The 24,280-nt window shown below is 64.6% G+C and carries 22 protein-coding genes; 13 read left to right on the top strand and 9 right to left on the bottom strand.

Annotated features, from left to right (window positions below):
• Positions 1-24: 24 nt before the first annotated feature.
• The 7 genes from lptM (at position 25) to ACEUCR_RS16480 (ending at position 5,534) form a co-directional block, all read left to right on the top strand.
• Entirely contained in the window at positions 25-243 is a 219-nt protein-coding gene (gene lptM, locus ACEUCR_RS16510) for an LPS translocon maturation chaperone LptM (RefSeq protein WP_408791488.1), read from the top strand.
• An 18-nt stretch (positions 244-261) separates the two neighbouring features.
• Complete coding sequence (gene lysA, locus ACEUCR_RS16505) at positions 262-1,512, top strand: diaminopimelate decarboxylase (protein WP_042000651.1); 1,251 nt, start codon at positions 262-264, stop codon at positions 1,510-1,512.
• 174 nt (positions 1,513-1,686) lie between these two features.
• Positions 1,687-2,517: a diaminopimelate epimerase gene (dapF, locus tag ACEUCR_RS16500; RefSeq protein WP_042000656.1), complete on the top strand. Its 831-nt coding sequence runs from the start codon at positions 1,687-1,689 to the stop codon at positions 2,515-2,517.
• A gap of 175 nt (positions 2,518-2,692) precedes the next feature.
• Positions 2,693-3,382 carry a DUF484 family protein gene (locus ACEUCR_RS16495; RefSeq protein ID WP_042000659.1) on the top strand — a complete coding sequence of 230 codons (690 nt, stop codon included), beginning with the start codon at positions 2,693-2,695 and terminating at the stop codon, positions 3,380-3,382.
• Entirely contained in the window at positions 3,366-4,325 is a 960-nt protein-coding gene (gene xerC, locus ACEUCR_RS16490; RefSeq protein WP_042000662.1) for a tyrosine recombinase XerC, read from the top strand. The genes ACEUCR_RS16495 and xerC overlap by 17 nt, the downstream gene beginning before the upstream one ends.
• Positions 4,326-4,327: 2 nt before the next feature.
• Positions 4,328-5,059: an HAD-IA family hydrolase gene (locus ACEUCR_RS16485; RefSeq protein ID WP_408791487.1), complete on the top strand. Its 732-nt coding sequence runs from the start codon at positions 4,328-4,330 to the stop codon at positions 5,057-5,059.
• Positions 5,060-5,120: 61 nt separating this feature from the next.
• Positions 5,121-5,534: a hypothetical protein gene (locus ACEUCR_RS16480; RefSeq protein ID WP_042000669.1), complete on the top strand. Its 414-nt coding sequence runs from the start codon at positions 5,121-5,123 to the stop codon at positions 5,532-5,534.
• A 75-nt stretch (positions 5,535-5,609) separates the two neighbouring features.
• Here the strand turns inward: ACEUCR_RS16480 and ACEUCR_RS16475 are convergent, their stop codons facing one another.
• From ACEUCR_RS16475 to ACEUCR_RS16455, 5 genes are all read right to left on the bottom strand, one after another.
• Positions 5,610-6,386, bottom strand: a complete 777-nt coding sequence (locus ACEUCR_RS16475) for a gamma-glutamyl-gamma-aminobutyrate hydrolase family protein (RefSeq protein WP_408791485.1) — start codon at positions 6,384-6,386, stop codon at positions 5,610-5,612.
• Positions 6,387-6,736: 350 nt separating this feature from the next.
• Positions 6,737-7,543, bottom strand: a complete 807-nt coding sequence (yidA, locus tag ACEUCR_RS16470; protein WP_042000675.1) for a sugar-phosphatase — start codon at positions 7,541-7,543, stop codon at positions 6,737-6,739.
• Between the two features lie 146 nt (positions 7,544-7,689).
• Positions 7,690-9,357: a DUF342 domain-containing protein gene (locus tag ACEUCR_RS16465; protein WP_408791483.1), complete on the bottom strand. Its 1,668-nt coding sequence runs from the start codon at positions 9,355-9,357 to the stop codon at positions 7,690-7,692.
• 252 nt (positions 9,358-9,609) lie between these two features.
• Positions 9,610-10,755: a CinA family nicotinamide mononucleotide deamidase-related protein gene (locus ACEUCR_RS16460; RefSeq protein WP_408791481.1), complete on the bottom strand. Its 1,146-nt coding sequence runs from the start codon at positions 10,753-10,755 to the stop codon at positions 9,610-9,612.
• Positions 10,756-10,771: 16 nt separating this feature from the next.
• Positions 10,772-12,001, bottom strand: coding sequence for an HD-GYP domain-containing protein (locus ACEUCR_RS16455; RefSeq protein ID WP_408791479.1), 1,230 nt, complete (start codon positions 11,999-12,001; stop codon positions 10,772-10,774).
• Between the two features lie 142 nt (positions 12,002-12,143).
• Between ACEUCR_RS16455 and metA the strand changes: the two genes are divergently transcribed.
• On the top strand, positions 12,144-13,091 hold the full coding sequence (gene metA, locus ACEUCR_RS16450; RefSeq protein WP_042000687.1) for a homoserine O-acetyltransferase MetA: 948 nt from the start codon (positions 12,144-12,146) through the stop codon (positions 13,089-13,091).
• A 70-nt stretch (positions 13,092-13,161) separates the two neighbouring features.
• Here the strand turns inward: metA and ACEUCR_RS16445 are convergent, their stop codons facing one another.
• Entirely contained in the window at positions 13,162-14,439 is a 1,278-nt protein-coding gene (locus tag ACEUCR_RS16445; RefSeq protein ID WP_111874338.1) for a cation:proton antiporter, read from the bottom strand.
• A 200-nt stretch (positions 14,440-14,639) separates the two neighbouring features.
• Between ACEUCR_RS16445 and metH the strand changes: the two genes are divergently transcribed.
• Together metH and rimK are read left to right on the top strand one after the other, a co-directional pair.
• Positions 14,640-18,311, top strand: a complete 3,672-nt coding sequence (gene metH, locus ACEUCR_RS16440) for a methionine synthase (protein WP_408791477.1) — start codon at positions 14,640-14,642, stop codon at positions 18,309-18,311.
• A 215-nt stretch (positions 18,312-18,526) separates the two neighbouring features.
• Positions 18,527-19,423 carry a 30S ribosomal protein S6--L-glutamate ligase gene (rimK, locus tag ACEUCR_RS16435; protein WP_408791475.1) on the top strand — a complete coding sequence of 299 codons (897 nt, stop codon included), beginning with the start codon at positions 18,527-18,529 and terminating at the stop codon, positions 19,421-19,423.
• A gap of 86 nt (positions 19,424-19,509) precedes the next feature.
• On the opposite strand, the gene ACEUCR_RS16430 is transcribed toward rimK, so the two are convergent.
• Positions 19,510-20,949, bottom strand: a complete 1,440-nt coding sequence (locus tag ACEUCR_RS16430; RefSeq protein ID WP_408791473.1) for a RimK family protein — start codon at positions 20,947-20,949, stop codon at positions 19,510-19,512.
• 188 nt (positions 20,950-21,137) lie between these two features.
• Here ACEUCR_RS16430 and ACEUCR_RS16425 point away from each other — a divergent pair, with 188 nt between their 5' ends.
• From ACEUCR_RS16425 to ACEUCR_RS16415, 3 genes are read left to right on the top strand one after another with little or no spacing between them, the layout of a single operon-like run.
• The gene (locus ACEUCR_RS16425) at positions 21,138-21,626 is read left to right on the top strand and encodes a GNAT family N-acetyltransferase (RefSeq protein WP_042000699.1); all 489 of its coding nucleotides are present in this window, start codon (positions 21,138-21,140) and stop codon (positions 21,624-21,626) included.
• Between the two features lie 34 nt (positions 21,627-21,660).
• Positions 21,661-21,900 carry a DUF3624 family protein gene (locus tag ACEUCR_RS16420; RefSeq protein ID WP_392443642.1) on the top strand — a complete coding sequence of 80 codons (240 nt, stop codon included), beginning with the start codon at positions 21,661-21,663 and terminating at the stop codon, positions 21,898-21,900.
• Between the two features lie 57 nt (positions 21,901-21,957).
• Positions 21,958-22,704 carry an SDR family oxidoreductase gene (locus ACEUCR_RS16415; protein WP_111874333.1) on the top strand — a complete coding sequence of 249 codons (747 nt, stop codon included), beginning with the start codon at positions 21,958-21,960 and terminating at the stop codon, positions 22,702-22,704.
• Positions 22,705-22,784: 80 nt separating this feature from the next.
• Here the strand turns inward: ACEUCR_RS16415 and ACEUCR_RS16410 are convergent, their stop codons facing one another.
• Positions 22,785-23,366, bottom strand: coding sequence for a hypothetical protein (locus tag ACEUCR_RS16410; RefSeq protein WP_042000708.1), 582 nt, complete (start codon positions 23,364-23,366; stop codon positions 22,785-22,787).
• A 196-nt stretch (positions 23,367-23,562) separates the two neighbouring features.
• Positions 23,563-24,189, bottom strand: a complete 627-nt coding sequence (locus ACEUCR_RS16405) for a glutathione S-transferase family protein (protein WP_408760651.1) — start codon at positions 24,187-24,189, stop codon at positions 23,563-23,565.
• Positions 24,190-24,280: the final 91 nt, after the last annotated feature.

Below are 24,280 nucleotides of genomic sequence, written 5' to 3'. Positions count from 1 at the left end.
AAAAATTTTTCGCAGCGAACCATTATGATTACTCAACTCGTCCGGTGCCTGTCTGCCGCGCTTCTCGCTTTCGCCCTGGTCGCCTGTGGCCTGAAAGGTCCTCTCTATATGCCGCCTGCCGAGCAGCCGCAGAATCAAGAGGCCCAGCCAGCCCAGGCGCCGACCGACCCATCGGATGGCCAGCAGAGTGCTCCCCAGACCCCGGCCGAGTCGACCCCAGAGGCTGCGCCGCACTCGTCATAATTTGGAAGGAACCGCCCCTTGGATCACTTTAACTACAATGCCGCCGGTCAGCTGCAGGCCGAACAGACCTCGCTGCAGCAACTGGCCGAGCAGCACGGCACCCCGCTCTACGTCTACTCCCGCGCTACCCTGGAGCGCCACTGGCACGCCTTCGATCAGGCGGCAGGGGACATACCCCACCTGGTCTGCTATGCGGTCAAGGCCAACTCCAACATCGCCATCCTGAATCTGCTGGCTCGCCTGGGCTCGGGCTTTGACATCGTCTCTGGCGGCGAGCTGTCGCGGGTACTGGCGGCGGGCGGGGATCCGGCCAAGGTGGTCTTCTCCGGCGTGGCCAAGAGCGAGGCCGAGATGCGCCTCGCGCTGGAGAAAGAGATCCTCTGCTTCAACCTGGAGTCCGAAGCCGAGCTGGAGCGCCTCAACCGGGTCGCTGCCAGCATGGGCAAGGTGGCCCCCATCTCGGTGCGGGTCAACCCGGACATAGATGCCGGTACCCACCCCTACATCTCAACCGGCCTCAAACAGAACAAATTCGGCATCCCCATCGAGCAGGCTCCCGCCATCTATCGCAAGGCGGCCGCCATGGCCAACATCGCCATCAAGGGGGTGGATTGCCATATCGGTTCTCAACTGACTGAATTGAATCCCTTTATGGAGGCGGCGGACAAGCTGCTGCGGCTCATCGACGAGCTGGCCGGTGAAGGCATCCATATCCATCACCTGGACGTGGGCGGTGGTCTCGGGGTCAACTATGGCGCCGAGCAGCCGCCGCACCCGACCGAATACGCCGAGGCGCTCAAGGCCAAGCTGGCGGGTCGCGATCTGACCCTGCTGTTCGAGCCGGGGCGTGCCATCGTCGCCAACGCCGGCGTGCTGCTGACCCGGGTCGAATACCTCAAGCCTGGCGAGACCCGCAACTTCGCGCTGATCGACGCCGGCATGAACGACCTGCTGCGCCCCTCCCTCTATGGCGCCTGGATGAACATCATAGAGGTGGACAGCCAGACCGATCATGCGCCGGCGCTGTACGACGTGGTGGGCCCGGTGTGCGAGACCGGCGACTTCCTCGGCAAGGAGCGCACCCTGGCGATTGCCGAGGGCTCATTGCTGGCGGTGCGTTCCGCCGGTGCCTACGGCTTTACCATGGCATCGAACTACAACACCCGTCCCCGCGCCGCCGAGGTGCTGGTGGACGGCGACCAGGGGTTCCTCATTCGCGAGCGTGAGCCGCTGGCCTCGCTCTGGCAGGGTGAACACCTGCTGCCGTGATCCGGGCAGGGGCGCGCGGGAGGGCGACTCCGGCGCACCCCTGCATTGCACGCGCGATCAAGGCTCTGACACGCGGGATCTTGATTGATTTTTCCAGGATGCATGGGGCCTCGGATAGCGCCTTCATGGTGGTGAACGACCTTTATTGCGGCCTGAACAGCGCAGGGAAAAAAGATGTTGATTGAATTTTCCAAGATGCATGGCCTGGGAAACGACTTCATGGTGGTGGATGGCGTCACCCAGAAGGTGTTCTTCAGCAACGACGTCATCAAGAAGCTGGCGGATCGCCATTTCGGGATAGGTTTCGACCAGCTGCTGCTGGTGGAGCCGCCCTATGATCCCGAGCTCGATTTTCATTACCGTATCTTCAATGCCGATGGCAGCGAGGTGGAGCAGTGCGGCAATGGCGCCCGCTGCTTCGCCCGCTTCGTGCGGCTCAAGGGGCTGGTCAACCGGGATCGCATCGCGGTGAGCACGGCGCGCGGTCGCATCGTGCTGCAGCTGGAGGGGGAGAACCAGGTCACGGTCAACATGGGAGTGCCCCAGTTCGAACCGGGCAAGATCCCGTTTCGCGCCCAGAAGGCGGAGAAGACCTACCTGTTGCGGGCTCAGGAGCACACCGTCATGTGCGGCGCCGTCTCCATGGGCAATCCCCACTGCGTCATCGAGGTGCCCTCGGTGGATGATGCCCCGGTCGAGACCCTTGGCCCCATCATGGAGCGCCACGAGCGTTTCCCCGAGCGGGTCAACGTCGGTTTCATGGAGCTGGTCGATGCCACCCAGATCCGGCTGAGGGTGTTCGAGCGCGGGGTGGGCGAGACCCTGGCCTGCGGCACCGGGGCCTGCGCCGCCGCGGTGATCGGCATGAGCCAGGGCAAGCTCAAGGAACGGGTGACCGTCTCCCTGCCCGGCGGCAAGCTGACCATCGCCTGGAAGGGGCCCGGTCAGCCGGTCTACATGACGGGCCCCGCCGAGCATGTGTTCGACGGCCAGATAGAGCTGTGAGGATCGGCGGCCCGGGCCGCCGTTCTTCTGCCCGGTGGGGGAGCCTGTGCCCCCATCTGCAAACGCGACTGTATTTGACGCCCCGATAGGGTTCTAATAGGGGGCCTGGACCACAGGGTCCCCTGTGTCGGCACATCTGGCGCCCACAGGACTATCAAAACGGGATTGAACAAGCATGAGTGAAGCGAAACGGCAGGAGCACGAGGTCGATGAGGCCGAGGTGCTGGCGTACCTGGCCCGTTACCCCGAATTTTTCCAACAACACGCGAGCCTGCTGGATCGGGTGCGCATCCCCCATGAGCGCAGGGGCAGCGTCTCCCTGGTCGAGCGCCAGCTCGAGCGCCAGCGCGACCGCATCGAGCGGCTGGAGCTGGAGATCACCGAGCTGATGAGCCTGGCCAGCGAGAACGAGCGGATCTTTCGCGTCTACGCGGATCTCTATGGCGACATCCATGGTTGCCAGACCCTGAGCGAGCTGGTGAACGCCATGCAGCAGGCCTTCGTCGAGCGGCTGCGGCTGTCCGGGCTGCGGCTCTGGCTCAATCCCAGGCAGTGTCAGCCGGGGGAGGAGGGGGCGCGTTTCCTTGCGACGGGCAAGGGGATGGAGCAGCTGATGGGTCAGCGTCTGCCCGGCCAGGGCTTCTACTTCGGTCGCCTCAATCAGAGCGAACAGCAGCTGCTGTTCGGCCAGGGAGTGCTGGTGGGCTCGGTGGCGCTGATGCGTCTGGGCGATCTGGGCCTGCTGGCCTTCGCCAGCCCGGATCCCGGTCACTTCACCCCCCACAACGACCCTCTGCTGCTCGGCCAGCTCGGCCGCCTGCTGCAGCTGCGGTTGCCGGCCTTGATCCGTGACGGCCAGCGCTGACGGGCTCGCCGGCCTGCCTCCCGCGTTGGCGCAGGATCTCGGCGATTTCATCGAATACCTGAGGGTGGAGCGCCAGCTGAGCGCCCATACCCGCAACCACTATCTGGCCCACCTCATCGCCATGACGGGCCAGCTGGTGGCGCTGGGACTGAGCCACTGGCCCGGGCTCGAGGCGAGCCAGGTGCGCAGCCTGATGAGCCGGATGCACAAGGGAGGACTGGCGCCCCGCTCGCTCGCCACCAAGCTTTCTGCCCTGCGCAGCTTCTGTGACTGGCAGGTGCGCCAGGGGCGACTGGTGGCGAACCCGGCGCGGGGCATCAGCACCCCCAAGCAGGGGCGCCCCCTGCCCAAGAATCTGGATGTGGACGAGATGTATCAGCTGCTCAACATCAGCGACGAGCAGGATCCGCTGGCGGTGCGGGATCGCGCCATCATGGAGCTGATGTACTCCTCCGGCCTGCGCCTCGCCGAGCTGGTGGGGCTGGATCTGACCGATCTGCGGCTGGACGATCGCCAGCTGAGGGTGGTGGGCAAGGGCTCGCGGGAGCGAGTGCTCCCCATAGGGCGCATGGCGCTGGAGTGGCTGCACAAGTGGCTGGCCCTGCGTCCGGCCCTGGCCCCGGCCGAGGAGCCTGCCCTCTTCGTCTCCAGGCAGAGGCGGCGTCTCTCGGCCCGTTCGGTGCAGATGCGCCTCGATGGTTGGGGCGGCAAGCAGGCCCTCAACGCCCATGTGCATCCCCACAAGCTCAGACACAGCTTCGCGACCCATATGCTGGAGTCGTCGGGGGATCTGCGGGCGGTGCAGGAGCTGCTCGGCCACGCCAATCTCTCCACCACCCAGATCTACACCCACCTCGACTTTCAGCACCTTGCCAAGGTCTATGATGGGGCCCACCCCAGGGCCAGGCGCCATGGTGGCGACAAGGACGACGAACAGGAGTGAGCATGGTTTTTTTCCGCCGCTGGCAGCCGGTCAAGGCGCTTTCCTTCGATCTCGATGACACCCTCTATGACAACGGTCCCCACATAGCGCGCGCCGAGGCCTGGATGCTGGCCCATCTGCGCAGCGAATACCTGGCGGGGGCCATGCTGGATGCCGAGCGCTGGCACGCCTGCAAGCGCCAGGTGCTGCTGGAGGATCCCGCCCTGCATCATGATGTCAGCCTGGCTCGCAGGGTCAGCCTGGGGCGGGCACTGCGGGAAGGCGGCATGGATGGCGCCTCGGCCGAGCGTGCCGCCGCCGAGGTGTTTGCCGGCTTCCTGGCCGAGCGTTCCGCCATAGCGGTATCCGCCAGCACCCATACCCTGCTGGCGGCCCTGGCCCGGCGCTACCCTCTGGTGGCCATCACCAATGGCAACCTGGATCTGGCCCGGGCCGGGCTCGACGGCTATTTTCGCACCGTGTACAAGGCGGGCGCCGGCACCCTGATGAAGCCGGCCCCCGACATGTTCGTGGCGGCGGCCCGGGATCTCGGGCTGGCTCCCGCCGAGATATTGCACGTGGGAGACCATGAGCGCAGCGACGTGCTGGGGGCCCGCCGGCAGGGCTATCGCGTCGCCTGGCTCAATGACGGCCAGGGTGACTGGCGCCGCCTCAGCCAGCTGCCGGATCTCATGTTGAACAGGCTCGAAGAGCTGGGCCCCCTGCTGCTTGGCCATGAGTGGGCGCCATCATGAGGCCGCAGATGCGCCGCGGCGATGCCGCCACCTTGCTGCCCCGGCCGGACAGGAGGGAGAGATGCCGCGCCTGAGTCGTTACTGTCTGTTGGGATGCTTGGGTCTGCTGGCAGGCTGCGATCTGCTGACCGACCACTATCGGGTCGAATTCGGGGATGGATCCTGGCGCGAAATAGCCATCACCCCCTTCTCCGATGAGGCTCGCTGGCGTGAGGGCTGCGCCACGGGGGAGATACTGACCGACCTCGTCCTGCCCCTCAAGCGCGGCAAGGAGGAGGAGGGCAGGCGGCCCCTGCTCATCGGCGGCGAGCGGTTCGAGCTCGACGACAACAACCTCTATCGCAGCAACGGCATGGTCTTTGGCCACTCTCCCGACCATATCCAGCGGGGGCTCAAGGGGCTGGATGCCTGCCGCGGCCTGCGACCGGTGCGCGGCGGCCTGCCCAAGCTCAAGGCCAGGGGCTTTGGCGAGTGAGACCAGGGCCCATGAGGCAACGGTCAGACAGACACAGAGGGGCCCGCGGGCCCCTCTGTGGATCTTGCCGCCGGTTTAGCGTTGGGCGGCTTGTCTGCGACAGGCCTCGCCGAAGGCGGTGAAGATCTTGACCGAGTGGGGGTTCTCGCTGGCGTGCCACTCAGGGTGCCACTGTACCGCCAGGGTGAACTGGGGCAGGCCCGGGGCATGGATCGCCTCGATCACCCCGTCCTCGGCATGGGCCAGGGGGGCGAGCCCCCTGCCCAGGCGCCTGATGGCCTGGCCATGGAGCGAGTTGACCGGGATGCGGCGAGTGCCCATCAGGTCGGCAAACCAGCTACCCTCCACCAGCTCGACCATGTGGCTCTCGCCATACTGCAGCTCGGGCGGATCCTCGGGATCCTCGCGATGGTCATCGAAGCCGGGTTCGCTGTAGACCTTCTGATGTATGTCCCCTCCCAGGGCGACGTTGATCTCCTGCATGCCGCGACAGATGCCGAGGATGGGCACCCCCTTGTCGATGGCGGCCCGTACCAGGGCGATGTCGAACAGATCCCGCTCCCTGTCCTGGGCCTTGTCCGGGGTCAGGTTCTGCTGGCCATAGAGGGCGGGATCTATGTTGGATCCGGCGCCGCTCAGATAGATGCCATCGGCCAGGGAGAGGTAGTGCTCGAGGGCCTCTGTGCCGCAGCAGGTGGGCACCAGCAGCGGGGTGCAGTCGCTGATCTCCACCAGGGGTTTGATGTATTTGTGGGTCATGACCTGATAGTCATGGCCGTTGCGGGCCTGGCTGCCCATGGTCATCAGAACCAGAGGCTTGCGGGGTGAGGCGGATGGGGTATGTGCAGACATAAATCACCTTGGCATTCCTTTGCGGTCCCGAGGGACCCTGGCGCCTTGGGCTCGCCCTGACCGATATCAGGGCCTGCCTCAAGGCAAGTTTAGGATATCCCGGGCTCGCATCGGCTGGTGTCAGGAGAAGGCGCGCAGCGGCGAGAGCCTGGATCCTGATTTCAGTCTGCCAAGGCCGTTAAATATGTCAAACAAAATGAGTGGTTTATGTTAAGCGAGATGGTGCATATATGGCTTCTTCGCCCGTTTGATGGGGAGAGTGGGGGCAAGTTCGGGGCTGGGGCTGGCTTGATGGGTGGATATATTAAACATCCGGCAGGGGGCCTGCCGGATGGACGTGGCCGTGGGGATCAGGCCAGCACGAAGGTTTCGATGACCCGGGCGACCCCGTCCTCATCGTTGCGGCTGGTGATGTGCTGGGCCAGGGCCTTGAGGGGGTCGGTGGCGTTGCCCATGGCGACGCCGAGGCCGGCGTATTCGATCATGTGGCTGTCGTTGCCCGCATCCCCCACGGCGATCACCTGGCTGGCATCCAGGCCCAGGTGCTCGGCCAGGGCGGCCACTCCGCTCCCCTTGTGGCTCTGCTTGTTCATGATCTCGAGGAAGTAGGGGGCGCTCTGCACCACTGTGTAGTCCTGATAGAGCTGCGCCGGCAGGGCGGCGATGGCCCGGCTCAGCAGTGCGGGTTCGTCGATCATCATTACCTTGAGGATCGCCTCGTCCGGGGGCAGGGTGGCGAAGTCGACCAGGTTGACCGGCATGCCGGTCAGGCGGGATTCGTGCTCGGTATAGTGGCTCAGGCGGGGGCTGATGAGGCCCTGGCGCACCGAGAAGCCGTGGACATTGACCCCCTGCTGCTCGGCCAGACGCGCCACCAGGCTGGCATCGGCCCCGGTCAGCAGCTGGCTGCGGATCCGGGCGCCGTCGGCAACCCGCTGCACCATGGCGCCGTTGTAGCTGATCACATAATCTTCCGGCCCCGTCATCCCCAGTTCTTCCAGGTAGCGGGTCATGCCCTCCAGGGGGCGGCCGGAGGCCAGCACCACGGTCACGCCCCTGGCGCGGGCGGCGGTGATGGCGGCATGGGTGCGCGGGGAGATGGTGCCCTGGGGGGTGAGCAGAGTGCCATCCATATCCAATGCGATCAGTTTGTACATCGACTGTTACCTGCTTTGTGTGGCGTGCAAGGCTGGCAGTGTACCCAAGTTCGGGTCAGGGATCACGGCATGGCCGACTCTGCCCGGCACAGGACCTGGGGCTGGCTGGCCCCAGGTGGGCAGGGGACACGGGCTCTCGCCCTGACTTATTTACGTCCTTCCAGAGGCTGCAACACTATCTGTTCCTGCTTGAAGGCGATACGAATGGGGCCATGGTCGATATCGACCCGGTAGCTGCTGTTGGCCAGCTCCACCTCGACACCGGCATAGAGGCGCTGGGTGGCGGTGATCTCCATCTCGCCGAGCAGCTGCTGCAGGGCCTGCTGGGCCTCGTCCAGTTTGGCGTCCAGTCCCTTGCTCTGGCCCAGGTATTGCTGGCGCAGGGTCTTGATCTTGTCCAGGGTCTCGGGGTTGCGCTTCTCCCGCGGCAGCTGCAGCAGCTTGAGCAGCAGATCCTGCACCTTGAGCAGCTGGTCGCGGCAGCTTTGCTTGCGCTGCTTGAGCTCCTGTTCCTGCTGCTTGTGGCTGAAGTAACCGCCAAGGATCTGCAACCGGGTATGGTTGGCGGCACTGGCCCCTATGCTGGGGGCCTGGATCTGGCGATTGGCGATGCTGATGCCGCCGAGCAGGGTGCCCTTGCGCATGGCGCTGTCGCCAACCCGCAGATCCTGACCACTGCGGGTGTGGCAGTGGGTGAGCTGGGTCTGGATATGAATATTGCCTCCCGCCTCCAGCCTGGCGTACTGGGCATAGGCGGCGTGTATCTCCCCCTGGGCGCTGAGCCGGCAGAGGGGGTCGTCATCCTCCGTCTTGCGGCCGATGACCCCGTGACGCACCGTGATGGCGCCGCCGGATTCGATGTCGGCACCCTCCACGAAGCCACCGATCACCACGTCGCCACTGGCCCGGATCCGCATGCCGGCGAACACGTCGCCGCTGATGATGAGGGCTCCCTCGAACGTCACATGACCGCTGCGGGCATCCACCTGCTTGAGGCTGAGCACATCATCGACCCGCATGCCCTGCTTCTCTAGGCAGGGGAGGCCGGGGCGGCTGGCGAGCAGCAGGTTGGGGTCGTCACTGGCTATCTCGGTGCCGACCCCGGGGACCATGGCCAGCTCCTTGCCCGGTTTGACCGGCAGGGTCTGGCCCGTGACCGTCAGACCGGGGGAGCCCTGGGTCGCCGGGTGGCGGCGCATCAGCGGCTCCCCCGCCCGGACCGTCACCAGGGTACCAAGGTCGCGCAGATCCACCTTGCCGTTCTCCGTCTCCTGAGGCTTGAGGATGCGATCGGACGGGGTATCGACCAGACGCTCGAAACGGGTGTCCTGGCCGGCAATGGGGGCGATGCCGTAGGCGATGGCGGGCTGGATCAGACTGCCGGGGGCCCCCTCCCTGGCGAGCTTGACGGCCTGCTCGAGCAGTATGCCCTGCACGCCGCTGTTCACTTCGCTCTCGCCGAGGGCCTGCTGCAAGGCATCCAGGGTGAGCGGCTTGCCGCCCCAGTCGCAGGTGATCTGGGCCCGGGCCGTCATCTTGTCGCTGTCGACCAGTATCATCAGCCGGGCGTCCTGGCGCCTGGCGATGGGGACGGGATTGGGAGGTATGGGGGCGTCCGGTTTGGCCTGCAGGGTATTGAGCAGGCTGACCACCTGTTTGATCCCCTCGTGCAGGGGCTGATAGCGGCGACAGTTGGAGGAGAGCAGCAGGGTGAGCACATCGGCTTCGCGCACCGGTTCGTCCAGCCCGGGCAGGATGCGCAGGCAGGCCAGCTCCATATCCGCCGACAACTGTAACCACTCTTTGTTTAACACTCTGGCTCCTGCTCAGTCCATCTGACTGATTTCTTTATCAATTCCATGATGCCCCCATGCTGGTTCTCCCGACTCGGCGGCAAGGAGGCCCCAGTATCCTGATCATTCTTCTTATTGGTCAATGATCTATGTCCAAATGGGTGAAGGCGGTTGAAGAAATCGCCATGGGGACACGGTCAGGCAGCGCCGCCCTGAGGGAGACGAGGGGAGGGCGAACCAGCGAGTCAGCACTGGCTCGCTGGCCGGGGCGACTCAGCCCAGGGGCTGGGTGCGGGTCAGGGTGAGATAGTCGGCGATCACCGGCAGCCCCGCCAGGTGACGGCGCAGCATGTCGAGGGCGGCGAAGGCGAGGATGGCACGGGCGCTCTCGGGATCCGGGTGGCTGACCTTCACCGTCTGGCCGACGCACTTGCCATCGATACAGAGCCGCAATGGTACCCCTTGGGGTCCCGCCATCCCTATGGTCAGGCTGGCCCCTCGCCCGTCCCCCAGGGGCTGGGCCGGTTCGCCGGCAGGCTGCTGGCTGAAGTGGGCCGTGAGGCCGGGATGCTGATGACAGAGGGTCAGCAAGGCGCCCCGGCTCTCCCCCTCGAACAGGGTCAGGGGCCTGTCCCCCAGCAGGGCGAGGATCTGCCGCGCCGGTTCCTCGTTACCCTGACCGACCAGCCAGGGGGAGATCTGCTCGAGCAGGCGCGCCTGTGCCGCCTCCATGTCCCGGGTCGTGGCGCCCTGGCCGATCAGCTTGAGTTCGATGAGGGGCATGGCGGAGCGGTAGCCGAGGGTGATCCCGACGGGCCAGGGGGCAGCGTCGAGCCGATCGCTCAGGGCGGATTCCGAGATGCCGAAGCTGTAGAAGCGGCGCAGCGCCGTCTCCCCGCTGGCTTGCTCGTTGTACAGGCGGGGCAGGATCTGCTCCGTCACCATCTGCTTGAATTCGAACGGTACCCCTGGTGTGAAGGCGATGCGGCAGCGTCCCCACTGCAACAGGAAGCCGCAGGCGGTGCCGACCGGGTTGTCGAGGATCTCGCAGCCCGCGGGCAGCCAGGCCTGCTTGGCGTTGCTGGCGGGCATGGGGCGACCCCGGCTGGCGTAGCGGGCCGCTATGGTATCGAGCCAGCCGGGATGCAGGGTCAGGGGGGCGTTGAAGGCATCGGCCGCGGCCTGGGCGGTGAGATCGTCCGCCGTCGGACCCAGGCCGCCGCACACCAGCACCAGGTCGGCGCGCTCGGCGCACTCGCGCAGCAGGGCGGTCAGATCGGCGAGATCATCCCCCACCGTATGGCGGCGGCGCACCTGCCAGCCCTGATCCAGCAAGCGGGCGCTGAGCCAGGCGGCATTGGTATCGACCACCAGGCCGGTCACTATCTCGTCGCCGGTGCTGACAATTTCTATGTGCATGAAGACTCCTGCAGGGTCACTTGGTCTTGGGTTCGAAGTAGTAGCTGATGCGGGTGCGCGGATTCAGGTACTCGAACACGGCGGGGGGCAGACACCTGGGGTGGATCACCTTGGCGATGGTGAGTCCGGCCCGATCCAGCGCGATGACGGCCGCCTCCTGGCGCGGGATGGCGGGATCGTAGACCAGCACGCTGGGGTGGAGCAGGCTGCTCCCCTTGACGGACATCACCAGGCCCAGCTGGCCGCTGGAGAGTTGTACCACGCTGCCGGGGGGATAGATGCCGAGCAGGCGGATCAGCAGGGCCATGTTGTCCGGGTTGAACTGACCCTTGCGCAGCTTGTAGAGGCTGGAGAGGGCGGAGTAGGGCACCTTGCCGTGGCGGTGGCAGAGGTTGTCATATTCGTTGATGAGGGAGACCAGCTGGGTCATGGGGTCGAGCTGCCCAGCCTTGAGTCCCTCCGGGCCGCTGCCGTCCAGATATTCGTGATGGTGCAGCACTATGCCCTTGGCCTCGGAGGGGAAGGATGCCGCCAGGTTGATGAGGTCCAGCCCGTAGCGGGGATGCCGGGCCAGCAGGTTCTGCTCCGGCCTGGTCAGGGGGGCGCTCTTGCGCAGGATCTGGCTCGGGATCTTCAGCTTGCCGATGTCGTGAAACAGGGCCCCCATGCCGACCAGGCGGATCTGCTCCGCATTCATCTCGCACTCCTTGGCCAGCATCATGCTCAGCACGCTGACGTTGAGGGAGTGATAGTAGAGGGGGTCCCCCTCCTCGCCGTCCCCCATCAGGTGCAGCACCAGCTCGTCCGCCGCCAGCAGCTGGCTGGCGATGGCATCGATCAGATCCTTGGCGTCATCGATGGCGTTGAGGGGGCGGGCCTGCACCTTGCTCATCAGGCTGCGCACCTGGCTCAAGGAGTGCTGGAACTGTTTCTCGCACTGCTGCAGGTCCCGGCGGTATTGCTGCAAGCGGGCGATGCGCTGCGCCTTGTCCTGCTCCATCTCCCTCTGCTGAGCCGGATCTGGCACGACCTCACGGCTTGGTGCATCGGGGGGCAGAGGCGGGCAGTCGCTCTTCTCCGGGATGATGGTGACCCTGGCCAGGCCCAGGTGGCGGATCAGGGCGATCTCTTCTTCGTTCTTGATCTTGAAGCTGGAAAACAGGAAGGGGTGAGCGCGCCAGCCCAGAGGCAGGGAGACATAGTTGCCGACTTGCAGCCTGTCTACTGAAATGGTGATACCGGCCATGGGGTTCGCAGTGAGGGGCACGTGAGCCGTATGCTAGTCAATGGCGAGAGTGAATACAAAGGTATCGGATGACAGTCCGGACGCTTTATTATAGGCTTCTAGATGTCCAGACATTTTTACTGATGCAGTACAGGGAGTCAGCATGCCCATCAAGATCCCGGATCAGTTACCCGCCGCCGAAGTGCTGGGGCAGGAGAACATCTTCGTCATGACGGAATCCCGGGCCGTCACCCAGAACATACGCCCGCTGCGGGTGCTCATCCTCAATCTGATGCCCAAGAAGATAGAGACCGAGATCCAGCTGATGCGGATGCTCTCCAATTCACCGCTGCAGGTGGACGTGGATCTGCTGCGTATCGACGATCGGGAGTCCAAGAACACGCCCCAGGCCCATCTCGAGAACTTCTATCACGACTTCGAACAGGTGCGGGGCAACAACTACGACGGCATGATCATCACGGGGGCGCCCCTGGGCCGGGTGGAGTTCGAGGAGGTCGTCTACTGGGACAGGGTGGTCGAGATCATCGAGTGGTCCCACGAGCATGTCACCTCCACCCTGTTCCTGTGCTGGGCGGTGCAGGCGGCGCTCAAGGCGCTGTATGGCATGGACAAGCAGACCCATGGCGAGAAGCTGTCCGGCATCTATCGCCACCACAGGCTCGATGAACACGAGCCCCTGCTGCGCGGCTTCGATGACGAATTCGTGGCCCCCCATTCCCGCTATGCGGCTTTCGATGGCGATCTCATTCGTGCCCACACGGATCTGCAGATCTTCGCCGAGTCCGAGGAGGCAGGGGTCTATCTGGCCGCCACCAAGGATTGCCGCCAGGTGTTTGTCACCGGTCACCCCGAATACGATGTGCTGACCCTGGATGGCGAATACAAGCGCGACCTCGAGGCCGGGCTCGCCCCCGCCATTCCGGTCAACTACTACCCGGGCAACGACCCGGACCAGCCGCCAAGGGCCAGCTGGCGCAGCCATGGCCACCTGCTGTTTGCCAACTGGCTCAACTACTATGTCTACCAGCTCACCAGCTACCGGCTGGAGGACATCGGCAAGGTGTTCACCTACGAAAAACCCAGGAGCTGAGGCTCCCCTTCGGGATCGCCTGCGAAAAAGCCGCCAGAGAGGCGGCTTTTTCGTTATTCAGGGCGACGGATCAGATGTCGCCGCTGGCCTTCTTGGCTCTCTCTATCATGGGGGTGATGGTCATCCCCTGCACCACGATGGAGAACATCACCACCGAGTAGGTCATCACCAGTATGACCTGGCGCAGATCGACATCACTGCCCGGGATCATCATGACACCGGACGGCAGCGCCAGTGCCATGGCCATGGCCAGGCCACCGCGCAGGCCGCCCCAGGTGAGGATGCGCACCGAGAAGGTGTTGTAGCTGCGGAACTTGCGAAAGGCCACATAGGGCAGGGAGACGCTGATGAAGCGGGCCGCCAGGCACAGCGGCACCGCGATGACCAGCAGGATCCAGTCTTGCCAGGCGAGATCCAGCAGCACCAGGGCCAGGCCGATCAGCAGGAACAAGAGGGCGTTGAGGAACTGATCCATCAACTCCCAGAAGTGATCCAGGTGGTGGCTGCTCTGCTCGGAGAAACCCGAGTGACGGGTCCAGTTGCCGATCATGATGCCGCATACCACCATGGCCAGGGCGCCTGAGACCCCCAGCATGTTGGCCAGGGCGAAGCCGGCGGTCGGAATGCACAGGGTCAGCAACAGCTCCAGGGAGCCATCGTCGGTGGCGCTGATCATCACGTGGGCGATGAGGCCGAGCACGGCGCCGAACAGAATGCCGCCGAGGGCCTCATGCAGGAACAGGCCGGCCACGCTGGTGAAGGTGGGCTCGACGCCACCGAAGGCCACGGCGAACACGGTGGCGAAGATCACCAGACCGACGCCGTCGTTGAACAGGGACTCTCCCTCGATCTGGATGGCGATCTGGGGGGGCGCCTTCATTTTCTTGACGATGGCGAGCACGGCAATGGGGTCGGTGGGGGAGATCAGGGCACCGAACAGCATGCAGTAGACCAGGGGCAGATCCCAGCCCAGCAGCTTGGCGATGAACCAGAAGCCGTAGCCGATGATGAAGGTGGAGAGCAGGGTGGCGAGGATGGCCAGAATGGTGATCTCCCACTTCTGGCTGCGCAAGGCCTTGAGGTTGATGCCAAGGCCGCCTGCGAACAGCAGGAAGCCCAGGATCCCCTTGAGCAGGAAGTTCTGGAAGTCGATGCTCTCCATGGTCTCGACGGCCAGGGGCTCGAGGTTGAACCAGCCCAGTTTGCCGAACAGCACCATGAGTGCGGAGATCAGCATGGAGCCGGCGGTGATGGCGATGGTGGTCTGGATCTTGATGACATACTGGTTGGCGAATGCGATAAAAATCGCCAACGCCGCCAAGAAGCAGAGTGTGTAATAGACGCTCATGATTATTTTTCTCGTTGGAGTGACAGCAAGCACGAGTCCGTAAAAGGACGGGCATAGGGTACTCCGTGGTGATAGTTTACTCACTACCTACTTTTGGGTATCGCTGGTTAATTTAGACAGATAGACGGCTAGATTTCCATTTTTTTTCTTTGCTGTTAGGATAAAGCCACGCAGTTGCATGGATGTAAGAGGTAAGAGCGGTGTCGACAACAAACAAGAGTCTGCAGGCCTGTCTGCTGGAGCGGATCCTGATCATCGACGGTGCCATGGGCACCATGATCCAGGGCTACAAGCTCGGCGAATCGGATTATCGTGGCGAGCGGTTCGCCGACTGGCATACGGATATCAAGGGCAACAATGACCTGCTGGTGCTGAGCCAGCCCGAGATCATCCGCGAGATCCACGATCAATACTGCGCCGCCGGGGCTGACATCCTCGAGACCAACACCTTCAACGCCACCCGTATCGCCATGGCCGATTACGAGATGGAGGATCTCTCCGCCGAGATCAACCGGGAGGCGGCCCGTCTGGCCCGTGCCGTGGCGGACAAATGGACGGCAAAAGACCCGGCCAGGCCGCGCTTCGTGGCAGGGGTGCTTGGGCCCACCAACCGCACCTGCTCCATCTCGCCGGACGTGAACGACCCCGGCAAGCGCAACGTCACCTATGACGAGCTGGTGGCCGCCTACACAGAATCGACCCATGCCCTCATCGAGGGGGGCGCCGACCTCATCCTGATCGAGACCATCTTCGATACCCTGAACGCCAAGGCCGCCGCCTTCGCGGTGGAAGGGGTATTCGAAGCCCTGGGTTACAGCCTGCCTGTGATGATCTCCGGCACCATCACGGATGCCTCCGGCCGCACCCTCTCGGGCCAGACCACGGAAGCCTTCTACCATTCCCTTCGCCACGTCAAACCCGTGTCGTTCGGCCTCAACTGCGCGCTGGGCCCGGACGAGCTGCGCCAGTACGTGGCAGAGTTGTCCCGCATCAGCGAGACCTTTGTCAGCGCCCACCCCAACGCCGGCCTGCCCAATGCGTTTGGCGAATACGATCTGGACGCGGGCGAGATGGCGGAGCATATCCGCGAGTGGGCACAGAGCGGCTTCCTCAACCTGGTGGGGGGGTGCTGCGGCACCACCCCGACCCATATTCGCGCCATGGCGGACGCCGTGGCGGGCATAGCGCCCCGCGCCCTGCCGGAGATCCCGGTGGCCTGCCGCCTGTCCGGCCTCGAGCCCCTCATCATCACCCCAGAGTCCATGTTCGTGAACGTGGGGGAGCGCACCAACGTCACCGGCTCGGCCAAGTTCAAGCGCCTCATCAAGGAGGGGCTCTACGACGAGGCCCTGGACGTGGCCAAGCAGCAGGTCGAAAGCGGCGCCCAGATCATCGACATCAACATGGACGAGGGGATGCTGGACGCCGAGGCGGCCATGGTGCGCTTCCTGAACCTCATCGCCGGTGAGCCGGACATCGCCCGGGTGCCTGTGATGATCGACTCCTCCAAGTGGGAGGTGCTGGAGGCGGGCCTCAAGTGCGTGCAGGGCAAGCCTGTGGTCAACTCCATCTCCATGAAGGAGGGGGAGGCCAAGTTCATCGAGCAGGCCAGGCTGCTGCGCCGCTACGGCGCCGCCGTCATAGTGATGGCGTTCGACGAGGTGGGCCAGGCCGATACCCGTGCCCGCAAGTTCGAGATCTGCCAGCGCGCCTACCGGATCCTGGTGGACCAGGTCGGCTTCCCGCCGGAAGACATCATCTTCGACCCCAACATCTTCGCGGTGGCGACCGGCATCGACGAGCACAACAACTACGCGGTGGACTTCATCGAGGCGGTGAAGGACATCAAGACCCATCTGCCCCACGCCATGATCTCCGGCGGCGTCTCCAACGTCTCCTTCTCCTTCCGTGGCAACGAGCCGGTGCGCGAAGCCATCCACGCCGTCTTCCTCTACCACGCCATCCAGAACGGCATGGACATGGGCATCGTCAACGCCGGTCAGCTCGCCATCTACGAAGACATTCCGGCGGAGCTGAAGGCGAAGGTCGAGGCGGTGGTGCTCAACCTCAATGACAACGCCACCGAGGATCTGCTCGCCATCGCCGAGAAGTATCGCGGCGCCGGCGCCCAGGCCGAAGATCCCCGGGATCAGGAGTGGCGCAGCTGGCCTGTGGGCAAGCGACTGGAGCATGCCCTGGTCAAGGGCATCACCGATTTTATCGAGGAGGACACCGAGGAGGCGCGGGCCGGGGCCGAGAAGCCGCTGCACGTGATCGAGGGGCCGCTGATGGACGGCATGAACGTGGTGGGTGACCTGTTCGGCGCCGGCAAGATGTTCCTGCCCCAGGTGGTGAAGTCGGCGCGGGTGATGAAGCGGGCGGTCGCCTACCTGCAACCCTACATAGAGGCGGAGAAGTCAGGCGGCTCCAGCAACGGCAAAATTGTGATGGCCACCGTCAAGGGGGACGTGCACGACATCGGCAAGAACATCGTCGGGGTGGTGCTGCAGTGCAACAACTACGAGATCGTCGATCTCGGGGTCATGGTCTCCTGCGAAACCATCCTCAAGACGGCGCGGGAAGTGGGGGCCGACATCATAGGCCTGTCCGGCCTCATCACCCCCTCCCTGGACGAGATGGTGCACGTAGCAAAGGAGATGGAGCGCCAGGGCTTCAAGCTGCCGCTCTTGATCGGTGGTGCCACCACCTCCAAGGCCCACACCGCGGTGAAGATAGAGCAGAACTACTCCGAACCCGTGGTCTATGTGTCGAACGCGTCGCGCGCCGTCGGGGTGGCCCAGAGCCTGCTGAGCCCGGAGCTCAAGCCCGCCTTCGTCGCCCGCATCGACAAGGAGTACGAGATAGCGCGGGATCAGCATGCCCGCAAGCAGCCGCGCTCCAAGCCGGTCTCCCTGGCCCATGCCCGGGCCAACCGTCATCAGCTGGACTGGGTGAACTATCAGCCCCCAGCACCCCGCGAGCCAGGCGTGCAGACCTTCGAGAACGTGCCCGTCTCTGTGCTGCGCCCCTACATCGACTGGACGCCGTTTTTCCTCAGCTGGGAGCTGGCGGGCAAGTATCCGCGCATCCTGGAAGACGAGATCATCGGCGAAGAGGCGACCAAGCTGTTTGCCGATGCCAACGCCATGCTGGATCGGCTGGAGAAGGATGAGAGCGTGCGCTGCGCCGGCATCATAGGCCTGTTCCCCGCCAACGGGGTGGGGGACAGCATAGAGGTCTACAGGGACGAGTCCCGCACCGAGGTCATCAAGGTGCTGCACCATTTGCGCCAGCAGAGCGAGAAGCAGGGCTTCCCCAACTACTGTCTGGCGGACTATGTTGCCCCGAAGGAGAGCGGCAAGCCGGACTGGATCGGTGCCTTCGCGGTGACCGGCGGCATCGGCGAGGAGGCCATAGCGCAAGCCTACAAGGCGGATCACGACGACTACAACGCCATCCTGATCCAGGCGGTGTGCGACCGTCTCGCCGAGGCCTTCGCCGAATACCTGCACGAACAGGTGCGCAAAGTGCATTGGGGCTATGCCCCGGACGAGGCCCTCAGCAACGAGGAGCTCATTCGCGAGAACTATCAGGGCATACGCCCGGCGCCGGGTTATCCGGCCTGCCCTGAGCACACAGAGAAGGGCAGCATCTGGGAGCTGCTGGATGTCGAGCAGGCCATCGGCATGCAGCTCACCGAGTCCTATGCCATGTGGCCGGGGGCGGCGGTGTCCGGCTGGTACTTCTCCCACCCCGACAGCAAATACTTCGCGGTGGCGCAGATCCAGCACGATCAGGTGGAAGACTACGCCATGCGCAAGGGCATGACCCTGAGTGAGGCCGAACGCTGGCTGGGGCCTAACCTGGGTTGAGAAGCGCGTCAGCCAGGCTGACCCTCAGTCCCATGAAAACGGCGGCCCCAGTATGGGGCCGCCGTTTTACATCCGGATGACAGTCGTCGGCTTTATCCGGGTTTTGTGTGGTTTGTCTTGTTGTCAGGATAAACAATTGGCGTTGTCATGGCGCTGTGGCACCTTATACTCTCCCGCCCCATCCTGCCCAGGCGCTGCCTTCTAGCGGAATTGTCATGAAGATTGCTGTTTTATCCCGTGAGCCCAGAAACTACTCTACCCGTCGTCTGGTCGAGGTGGCGCGTGCCCGTGGTCATGAGGTCGAGGTGCTCGACACCCTGCGCTGTTACATGAACATCGCCTCCCACAATCCTTCCATTCATTACGAGGGGGTGGAGCTGGGGGACTATGACGCCGTGATCCCCCGTATCGGCGCCAGCATCACCTTCTATGGCACCGCCGTGCTGCGCCAGTTCGAGATGATGAGCACCATGGCCCTCAACAGCTCTGTGGCCATCAGTCGCTCCCGGGACAAGCTGAGGGCCATGCAGCTGCTTTCCCGTCACGGCATAGGCCTGCCCATCACAGGTTATGCCCACAGCACCCACGACGTACCGGATCTCATCAAGATGGTGGGCGGGGCCCCCCTGGTGGTGAAGCTGCTGGAAGGAACCCAGGGGATAGGGGTGGTGCTGTGCGAGACCCACAAGGCCGCCGAGAGCGTGATCGAGGCCTTCATCCAGACCAACAACAACATACTGGTGCAGGAGTTCATCCGCGAGGCCAACGGTGCAGACATCCGTTGCCTGGTGGTCAACGGCAAGGTGGTGGCGGCCATGCGTCGTCAGGCCCAGCCCGGGGAGTTTCGCTCCAACCTGCATCGGGGGGGAACCGCCGAAGCCATCAAGATCACCCCGGAAGAGCGGGCCACCGCGGTGCAGGCCGCCAAGATCATGGGGCTGGACGTGGCCGGGGTGGACATATTGCGCAGCGCCCGCGGCCCCCTGGTGCTGGAGGTGAACTCCTCCCCCGGCCTGCAAGGGGTGGAAGCGGCCTCCGGCAAGGATGTGGCGGGCAAGATCATCGAGTTTCTCGAGCTCAAGGCGAGCCGCAAGCACAAGCCGGCGGAGTGAGCCGGATCTGAGCGCCGTCATGGCGCCAGATGCAACAAGGGGAGCCCAGGCTCCCCTTGTTGGTCTGTGGGCGACAGGATCCCGCCCTAGAAGAGGGCATGCTGCCCCCTGTCCTCGAGCCGTTGGCGAAAGGCGCGGGCCAGCCTGTCGTAGAGATCCGGGCTCTCCCTGTCCTCCATGTCGCCCCGGATCCAGGGGTTGTCGATGATCTCGAGCAGCACGCAGCCCTGCCCCTGCTGGCGCAGGTCCACCCCGAACAGGCCGTTGCCGAGCTGATGCACGGCGCGGCGCGCCGTCTGCAACACCCGCTCCGGCACCTCGGTCAGCGGCAGGGCCTCGATCCGGCTCAGATCGAGGGGGTGCTTGCGACGGCGGATGCGACTGCCGGGCTCGGGGCGATAGCGGCGGCAGGCAAACAGCGGCGAGCCGTCGAGCAGGGCGATGCGCCAGTCGAACTCGGCCGGGATCCGGCTTTGCACCAGCAGCAGGGCGGAGCGACCCAGCCCCTCGTCCAGCAGGCGGGCGAGCTGGGTCTCGTCGCTCGCCATGGCCAGGTCCCGCCCCTGGGCACCGTCCGGGATCTTCACCATCAGCGGCAGGCCGAGGCGCTGTACCAGATCGGCCACCTGGTGGCGCCCGCTGCGGGTCACCACCATGGTGGGCGGCATGGGCACTCCGCTGCGCACCATCAGCTCGTAGAGGTAGAGCTTGTTGCTGCAGGCGAGGATGGCGCGGGCGCTGTCGATCAGCGGCATCTGGAGCTGCTCGGCGCGGCGGGCAAACTCGAAGGTGTAGTGGCCCACCGCCGTCTCCGACCTCAGCCAGAGGGCATCGAACTCCGGCAGCCGCTCGATGGCGGCGGGGGAGAGGATCTCGGTGCGGATCCCCTGGGCCGCCGCGGCCCGGGTGAAGCGGGCCAGGGCCAGGGCATCGCTGCTGGCGCGGCCATCCTCCAGATCCGCCAGAATGGCGAGCTGATAGCGGGGCGCGGCGGGGTCCGCTTCGTCCCCGATCAGGGTGCGGACATGGTTCAGCATCAGGGTGCGCTCTCCCTCGCCGAGGGCCAGGGGGGAGAGGCTCTGCTGCTGGCGCACCGACCAGCCGTGACGGCCGCGCTTGAGGGTCAGCTCCTGCAGCGGCAATTGGCTCAGGCCGTAGTAGTAGCGGGCCAGTCCCGCCAGCTCGCTCTGCTCGCACTGGCCGAAGATGGCGCGCACCCGGATCCTGTCCTCGCTCTGCTGGGCCAGCCAGCCTTGCAGCTTGCGCCACAGCTTGGCTGGCGGCTGCTGGGGCTGCAGCACGCTGATGGCCTGCAAGCCGGGCAGGCAGTGGTGTCCCCTGGCCTGGGCCAGCAGGGAGCAGTAGTAGCCCGCGCTCAGGTGATCCAGGCTGCGGCAGAGGTTGATGATGCGACCGTGCCCCCCTGTGGTGGGCAGGCCATGCTGCAGATAGGTGCGGGCGGTCAGCAGATAATCGCCCTGGCAAGGCCAGTCCCCCGGCTCTTCGACGATGACATAGGTACTCATATTTTCGGGCTCCACAGAAAGGACTGCCAAAACGGCAGGATCCCCAGTGGGCTTCGATGCACCGGCAAGCACGACAATGGCGCGAGGGGAGACAAGAGGTTACAGTGCCTAATATTCTGCCTTGGTAACTTGTGATACAAGTCTCATTGCTGATGCTGAAGATAAATAACTCAAGCGAGGACTCTCCTGTGCTGACCGTGCGTGCCGCCCGTCTCGATGATCTGGGGGTCATAGTAAAACTGGAGCGATACTGCTTTCCCCCCGAGGTCGCCTTCGGCCGCCAGCGCTGGCACTATCTGCTCTCCCATGCCAAGGGGCGGACCCTGCTGCTGCACGACGACAGGGAGCAGCTGATGGGCTATCTCTGCCTGCTGGAGCACAAGGGTTGGGATCGCCTGGTGATCCAGACCCTGGCCATCCATTGGCGGGTGCGCAGGCAGGGCTGGGCCCGTCGCCTGCTCGAGCAGGTGATCGCCCATGGCCGGGAGCAGGGGTGGGGCGCCGTCCGGCTCGAGGTGGCCGACGGCAACGAGGAGGCATTGCCCCTCTATCGTCGACTCGGTTTTCGAGCCCAGCAGCGGCTGCCCGACTACTATGGCCGGGGCCAGCACGCCCATCGGCTGGTGCTGGCCCTGCGGGAGCCCGCCGCCAGCGTGCGCGCGAGAAAAGCGGTATGAGCCATGATGCCTTCCTCGCTCTCGGGTGCGCGGCATGAGTTGTGATGCCTGCCTCGCCAGTGCAATCCGGGCCAAGCTCGGGCGCTGTCCGCTCTGCGCCTGCCAGTGTCTGCTCATCGCCCTGGGGGGCTGGGGGCTCTGGTGGTGGTTTGGGGCAGACAGTTCGGTCAATGCCCTGACGGCCCTGCTGTTCGGCCTCGCCGGCTCCGGCCTGCTCACCCTGCATCTGCTGGTCTTTGTCTGGCGCAAGAGCACGGGACGGGAGCTGCAATGACGGCATCGCCGTGAAATGAATTCAATCGACAACCTGATGACAGCCAAGGAGGCTCAGATGATTGCAATGGTAACGGGCGCATCGTCCGGATTTGGTGAGGCGATCAGCCGCGCCCTGGTCGCCGCCGGGCACAGGGTCATAGGCACGGGTCGCCGCGCCGAGCGGCTGGCCGGTCTGGCCGATGAGCTGGGAGAGAGCTTCCTGCCTCTGGTGTTCGACGTGCAGGACAAGGCCGCCACCCGGGCCGCCCTCGATGGCCTGCCCAGCGGCTGGAGCGAAGTGGACTTGCTGGTCAACAACGCCGGCCTGGCCCTGGGCCTGGCCCCGGCTCACCAGTCCGAGCTGGAAGACTGGGAGCAGATGATCGCCACCAATATCAGCGGCCTGACCCTGGTGACCCGATTGCTGCTGCCGGGCATGGTGGCGCGCAACCGCGGCCATGTGATCAACATAGGCTCCATCGCCGGTACCTATCCTTATCCGGGTGGCAACGTCTATGGCGCCACCAAGGCGTTCGTGAAGCAGTTCAGCCTCAATCTGCGCGCCGATCTGGCGGGCACGGCGGTGCGGGTCACCAATGTGGAGCCGGGCCTGTGCGGCGGCACCGAGTTCTCCAACGTGCGCTTCCACGGTGACGATGCCAAGGCGGCCTCCGTCTATCAGGGGGTGCAGGCCATCTCGCCGCAAGACATCGCCAATACCGTGCTCTGGATTGGCGAGCAGCCCGCCCACGTCAACATCAACAGCATAGAGATCATGCCGGTGGCCCAGACCTTCGGCCCGCTGCATATCAGCCGCGGCTGACTGCCGGTCTCGGCGCAATGAAAAGAGGCACCTTGAGGGGTGCCTCCTGCTTTGCCGGATGGATGGGACCGTCGCCCCCCTTACGGCTTGGGCTCTATCCCTATGGCGATGGCCGTGGTCTGGACGGCCTTGATCTGATCTCCCTTGGCGATCAGGGCGAACTGGGCCGGATCATTGACCTTGAGGGTGAGGGTCTTGTCCACTCCCTTGACCCGTATGGTCTGCTGCGCCTTGTCCACATCGATGACGTCCGCATAGAGGGTCACCTGCATACCCGCTTCGGCCCCAGGTTGTTCACCGGCGGCCGCCTTGCTGCCATCCACCTCGACCAGCCGTTTTCTCACCCCGGCGCTGCCCTTGAGCAGTTCCAGATCCAGCATCTGCAGGTATCGCAGCGTCACCATGTCCCCCACCTTGAGCCGATCGAGATTGGTGACCCCCTCCCCGGCGACCAGGTCAAACACCTTGCCTTCGGCGTTTGTCAGGCTGACCTTGCGGCTGGCCATGTCGATGGCGGTGACGGTCGCTTCGGCCTTCACCTCTTCCGCCAGGCTGACCTGACCCGGGGCGATGGCCACATTGGCGGTCGCTTCGGCGGCCTGTATCAGAGGGCTGGTGCAGAGGGTGAGCAAACCGGCGATCCATGCGTGTTTCAGTTTCATGATTGAGACCCTGTGGCTAGAGAGCGGCGCCCGGCGAGAGCGCCCAGATGACGAAACCCTGGTGGCGTCATTGTGATGGGAGGCGTTCGGTCACCCCTCCCAGTCACACCATAGCAAAGGGACAACCGAGTACCTCATGCCAGGTGACGGCCTTGCACCGTTTTGATGGCTGGCTCCCGTTTTTGGCTCACGGGACTCAGGCGTCCCTGTCCAGCTCGTGCTCCAGGGCCGCCGCCTTCTGGCGGGCCGGATGGGTGTTGAGGCGCTGCCAGTAGGCCTCAAGGTGCGGGAACCGGGCCAGCTGGCCGTTTTGCGCCAGCAGATCCACCAGGAAGGAGTTCATGATGTCGGCGCCGGAGAGGCGATCCCCCACCAGATAGCGGCGGCTTGCCAGCACCTCGTTGAGATAGCCCAGCACCTTGGCGCACTCGGCTTTGGCGTAGTCCGGCAGGAAGCGCATCGGGCTGCCGTCTTTTCGCACGAAGATGTCGAGCAGCAGCGGCAGCATGCCTGAGCTCTCGGCGAAGTGGAGCCATTGCAGGTATTCGGGGTAGTCGGGGCTGTCGGTGGCCGGCGCCAGCCGCTCGGGGGCGTGGCGGGCTATCAGGTATTCGGTGATGGCGCCGGATTCCGCCAGCACGCGGCCGTCGAGCTCGATGACCGGTGACTTGCCGAGGGGGTGGATGGCCTTGAGCTCGGGGGGCGCCAAAAAGGTGGTGGCGTCGCGCTGGTAGGCCTTGATCTCGTAGGGCAGGCCCAGCTCCTCGAGCAGCCAGATGATGCGCTGGGAGCGGGACTTGTTCAGGTGGTGCAGAACTATCATGGGAAACCTCGATTCGGTGGCGGGATGGAGTGTACGAAGGGGCGAGGCAAGTGGTTCACCGATGGACAAAAAAAGCGGGCAGATGCCCGCT

This window comes from Aeromonas bivalvium (assembly GCF_046078285.1).
In the GTDB taxonomy this organism is placed as follows: Bacteria; Pseudomonadota; Gammaproteobacteria; order Enterobacterales; family Aeromonadaceae; genus Aeromonas; species Aeromonas bivalvium.
The sequence above is the reverse complement of the archived record's forward strand: the minus strand, read 5'-3'. Positions and strand labels throughout refer to the sequence as shown.

What these genes read in the sequence shown, in the direction of transcription:
- dapF (WP_042000656.1), top strand. Translation starts at nt 1,687, where the DNA reads ATGTTGATTGAATTTTCCAAGATGCATGGCCTGGGAAACGACTTCATG.
- yidA (WP_042000675.1), bottom strand. Translation starts at nt 7,543, where the DNA reads ATGTACAAACTGATCGCATTGGATATGGATGGCACTCTGCTCACCCCC.
- ACEUCR_RS16455 (WP_408791479.1), bottom strand. Translation starts at nt 12,001, where the DNA reads ATGGCCGGTATCACCATTTCAGTAGACAGGCTGCAAGTCGGCAACTAT.
- lptM (WP_408791488.1), top strand. Translation starts at nt 25, where the DNA reads ATGATTACTCAACTCGTCCGGTGCCTGTCTGCCGCGCTTCTCGCTTTC.
- ACEUCR_RS16420 (WP_392443642.1), top strand. Translation starts at nt 21,661, where the DNA reads ATGAGTTGTGATGCCTGCCTCGCCAGTGCAATCCGGGCCAAGCTCGGG.
- ACEUCR_RS16410 (WP_042000708.1), bottom strand. Translation starts at nt 23,366, where the DNA reads ATGAAACTGAAACACGCATGGATCGCCGGTTTGCTCACCCTCTGCACC.
- ACEUCR_RS16485 (WP_408791487.1), top strand. Translation starts at nt 4,328, where the DNA reads ATGGTTTTTTTCCGCCGCTGGCAGCCGGTCAAGGCGCTTTCCTTCGAT.
- ACEUCR_RS16405 (WP_408760651.1), bottom strand. Translation starts at nt 24,189, where the DNA reads ATGATAGTTCTGCACCACCTGAACAAGTCCCGCTCCCAGCGCATCATC.
- ACEUCR_RS16445 (WP_111874338.1), bottom strand. Translation starts at nt 14,439, where the DNA reads ATGAGCGTCTATTACACACTCTGCTTCTTGGCGGCGTTGGCGATTTTT.
- ACEUCR_RS16480 (WP_042000669.1), top strand. Translation starts at nt 5,121, where the DNA reads ATGCCGCGCCTGAGTCGTTACTGTCTGTTGGGATGCTTGGGTCTGCTG.
- ACEUCR_RS16415 (WP_111874333.1), top strand. Translation starts at nt 21,958, where the DNA reads ATGATTGCAATGGTAACGGGCGCATCGTCCGGATTTGGTGAGGCGATC.
- ACEUCR_RS16495 (WP_042000659.1), top strand. Translation starts at nt 2,693, where the DNA reads ATGAGTGAAGCGAAACGGCAGGAGCACGAGGTCGATGAGGCCGAGGTG.
- ACEUCR_RS16430 (WP_408791473.1), bottom strand. Translation starts at nt 20,949, where the DNA reads ATGAGTACCTATGTCATCGTCGAAGAGCCGGGGGACTGGCCTTGCCAG.
- metA (WP_042000687.1), top strand. Translation starts at nt 12,144, where the DNA reads ATGCCCATCAAGATCCCGGATCAGTTACCCGCCGCCGAAGTGCTGGGG.
- ACEUCR_RS16475 (WP_408791485.1), bottom strand. Translation starts at nt 6,386, where the DNA reads ATGTCTGCACATACCCCATCCGCCTCACCCCGCAAGCCTCTGGTTCTG.
- ACEUCR_RS16460 (WP_408791481.1), bottom strand. Translation starts at nt 10,755, where the DNA reads ATGCACATAGAAATTGTCAGCACCGGCGACGAGATAGTGACCGGCCTG.
- rimK (WP_408791475.1), top strand. Translation starts at nt 18,527, where the DNA reads ATGAAGATTGCTGTTTTATCCCGTGAGCCCAGAAACTACTCTACCCGT.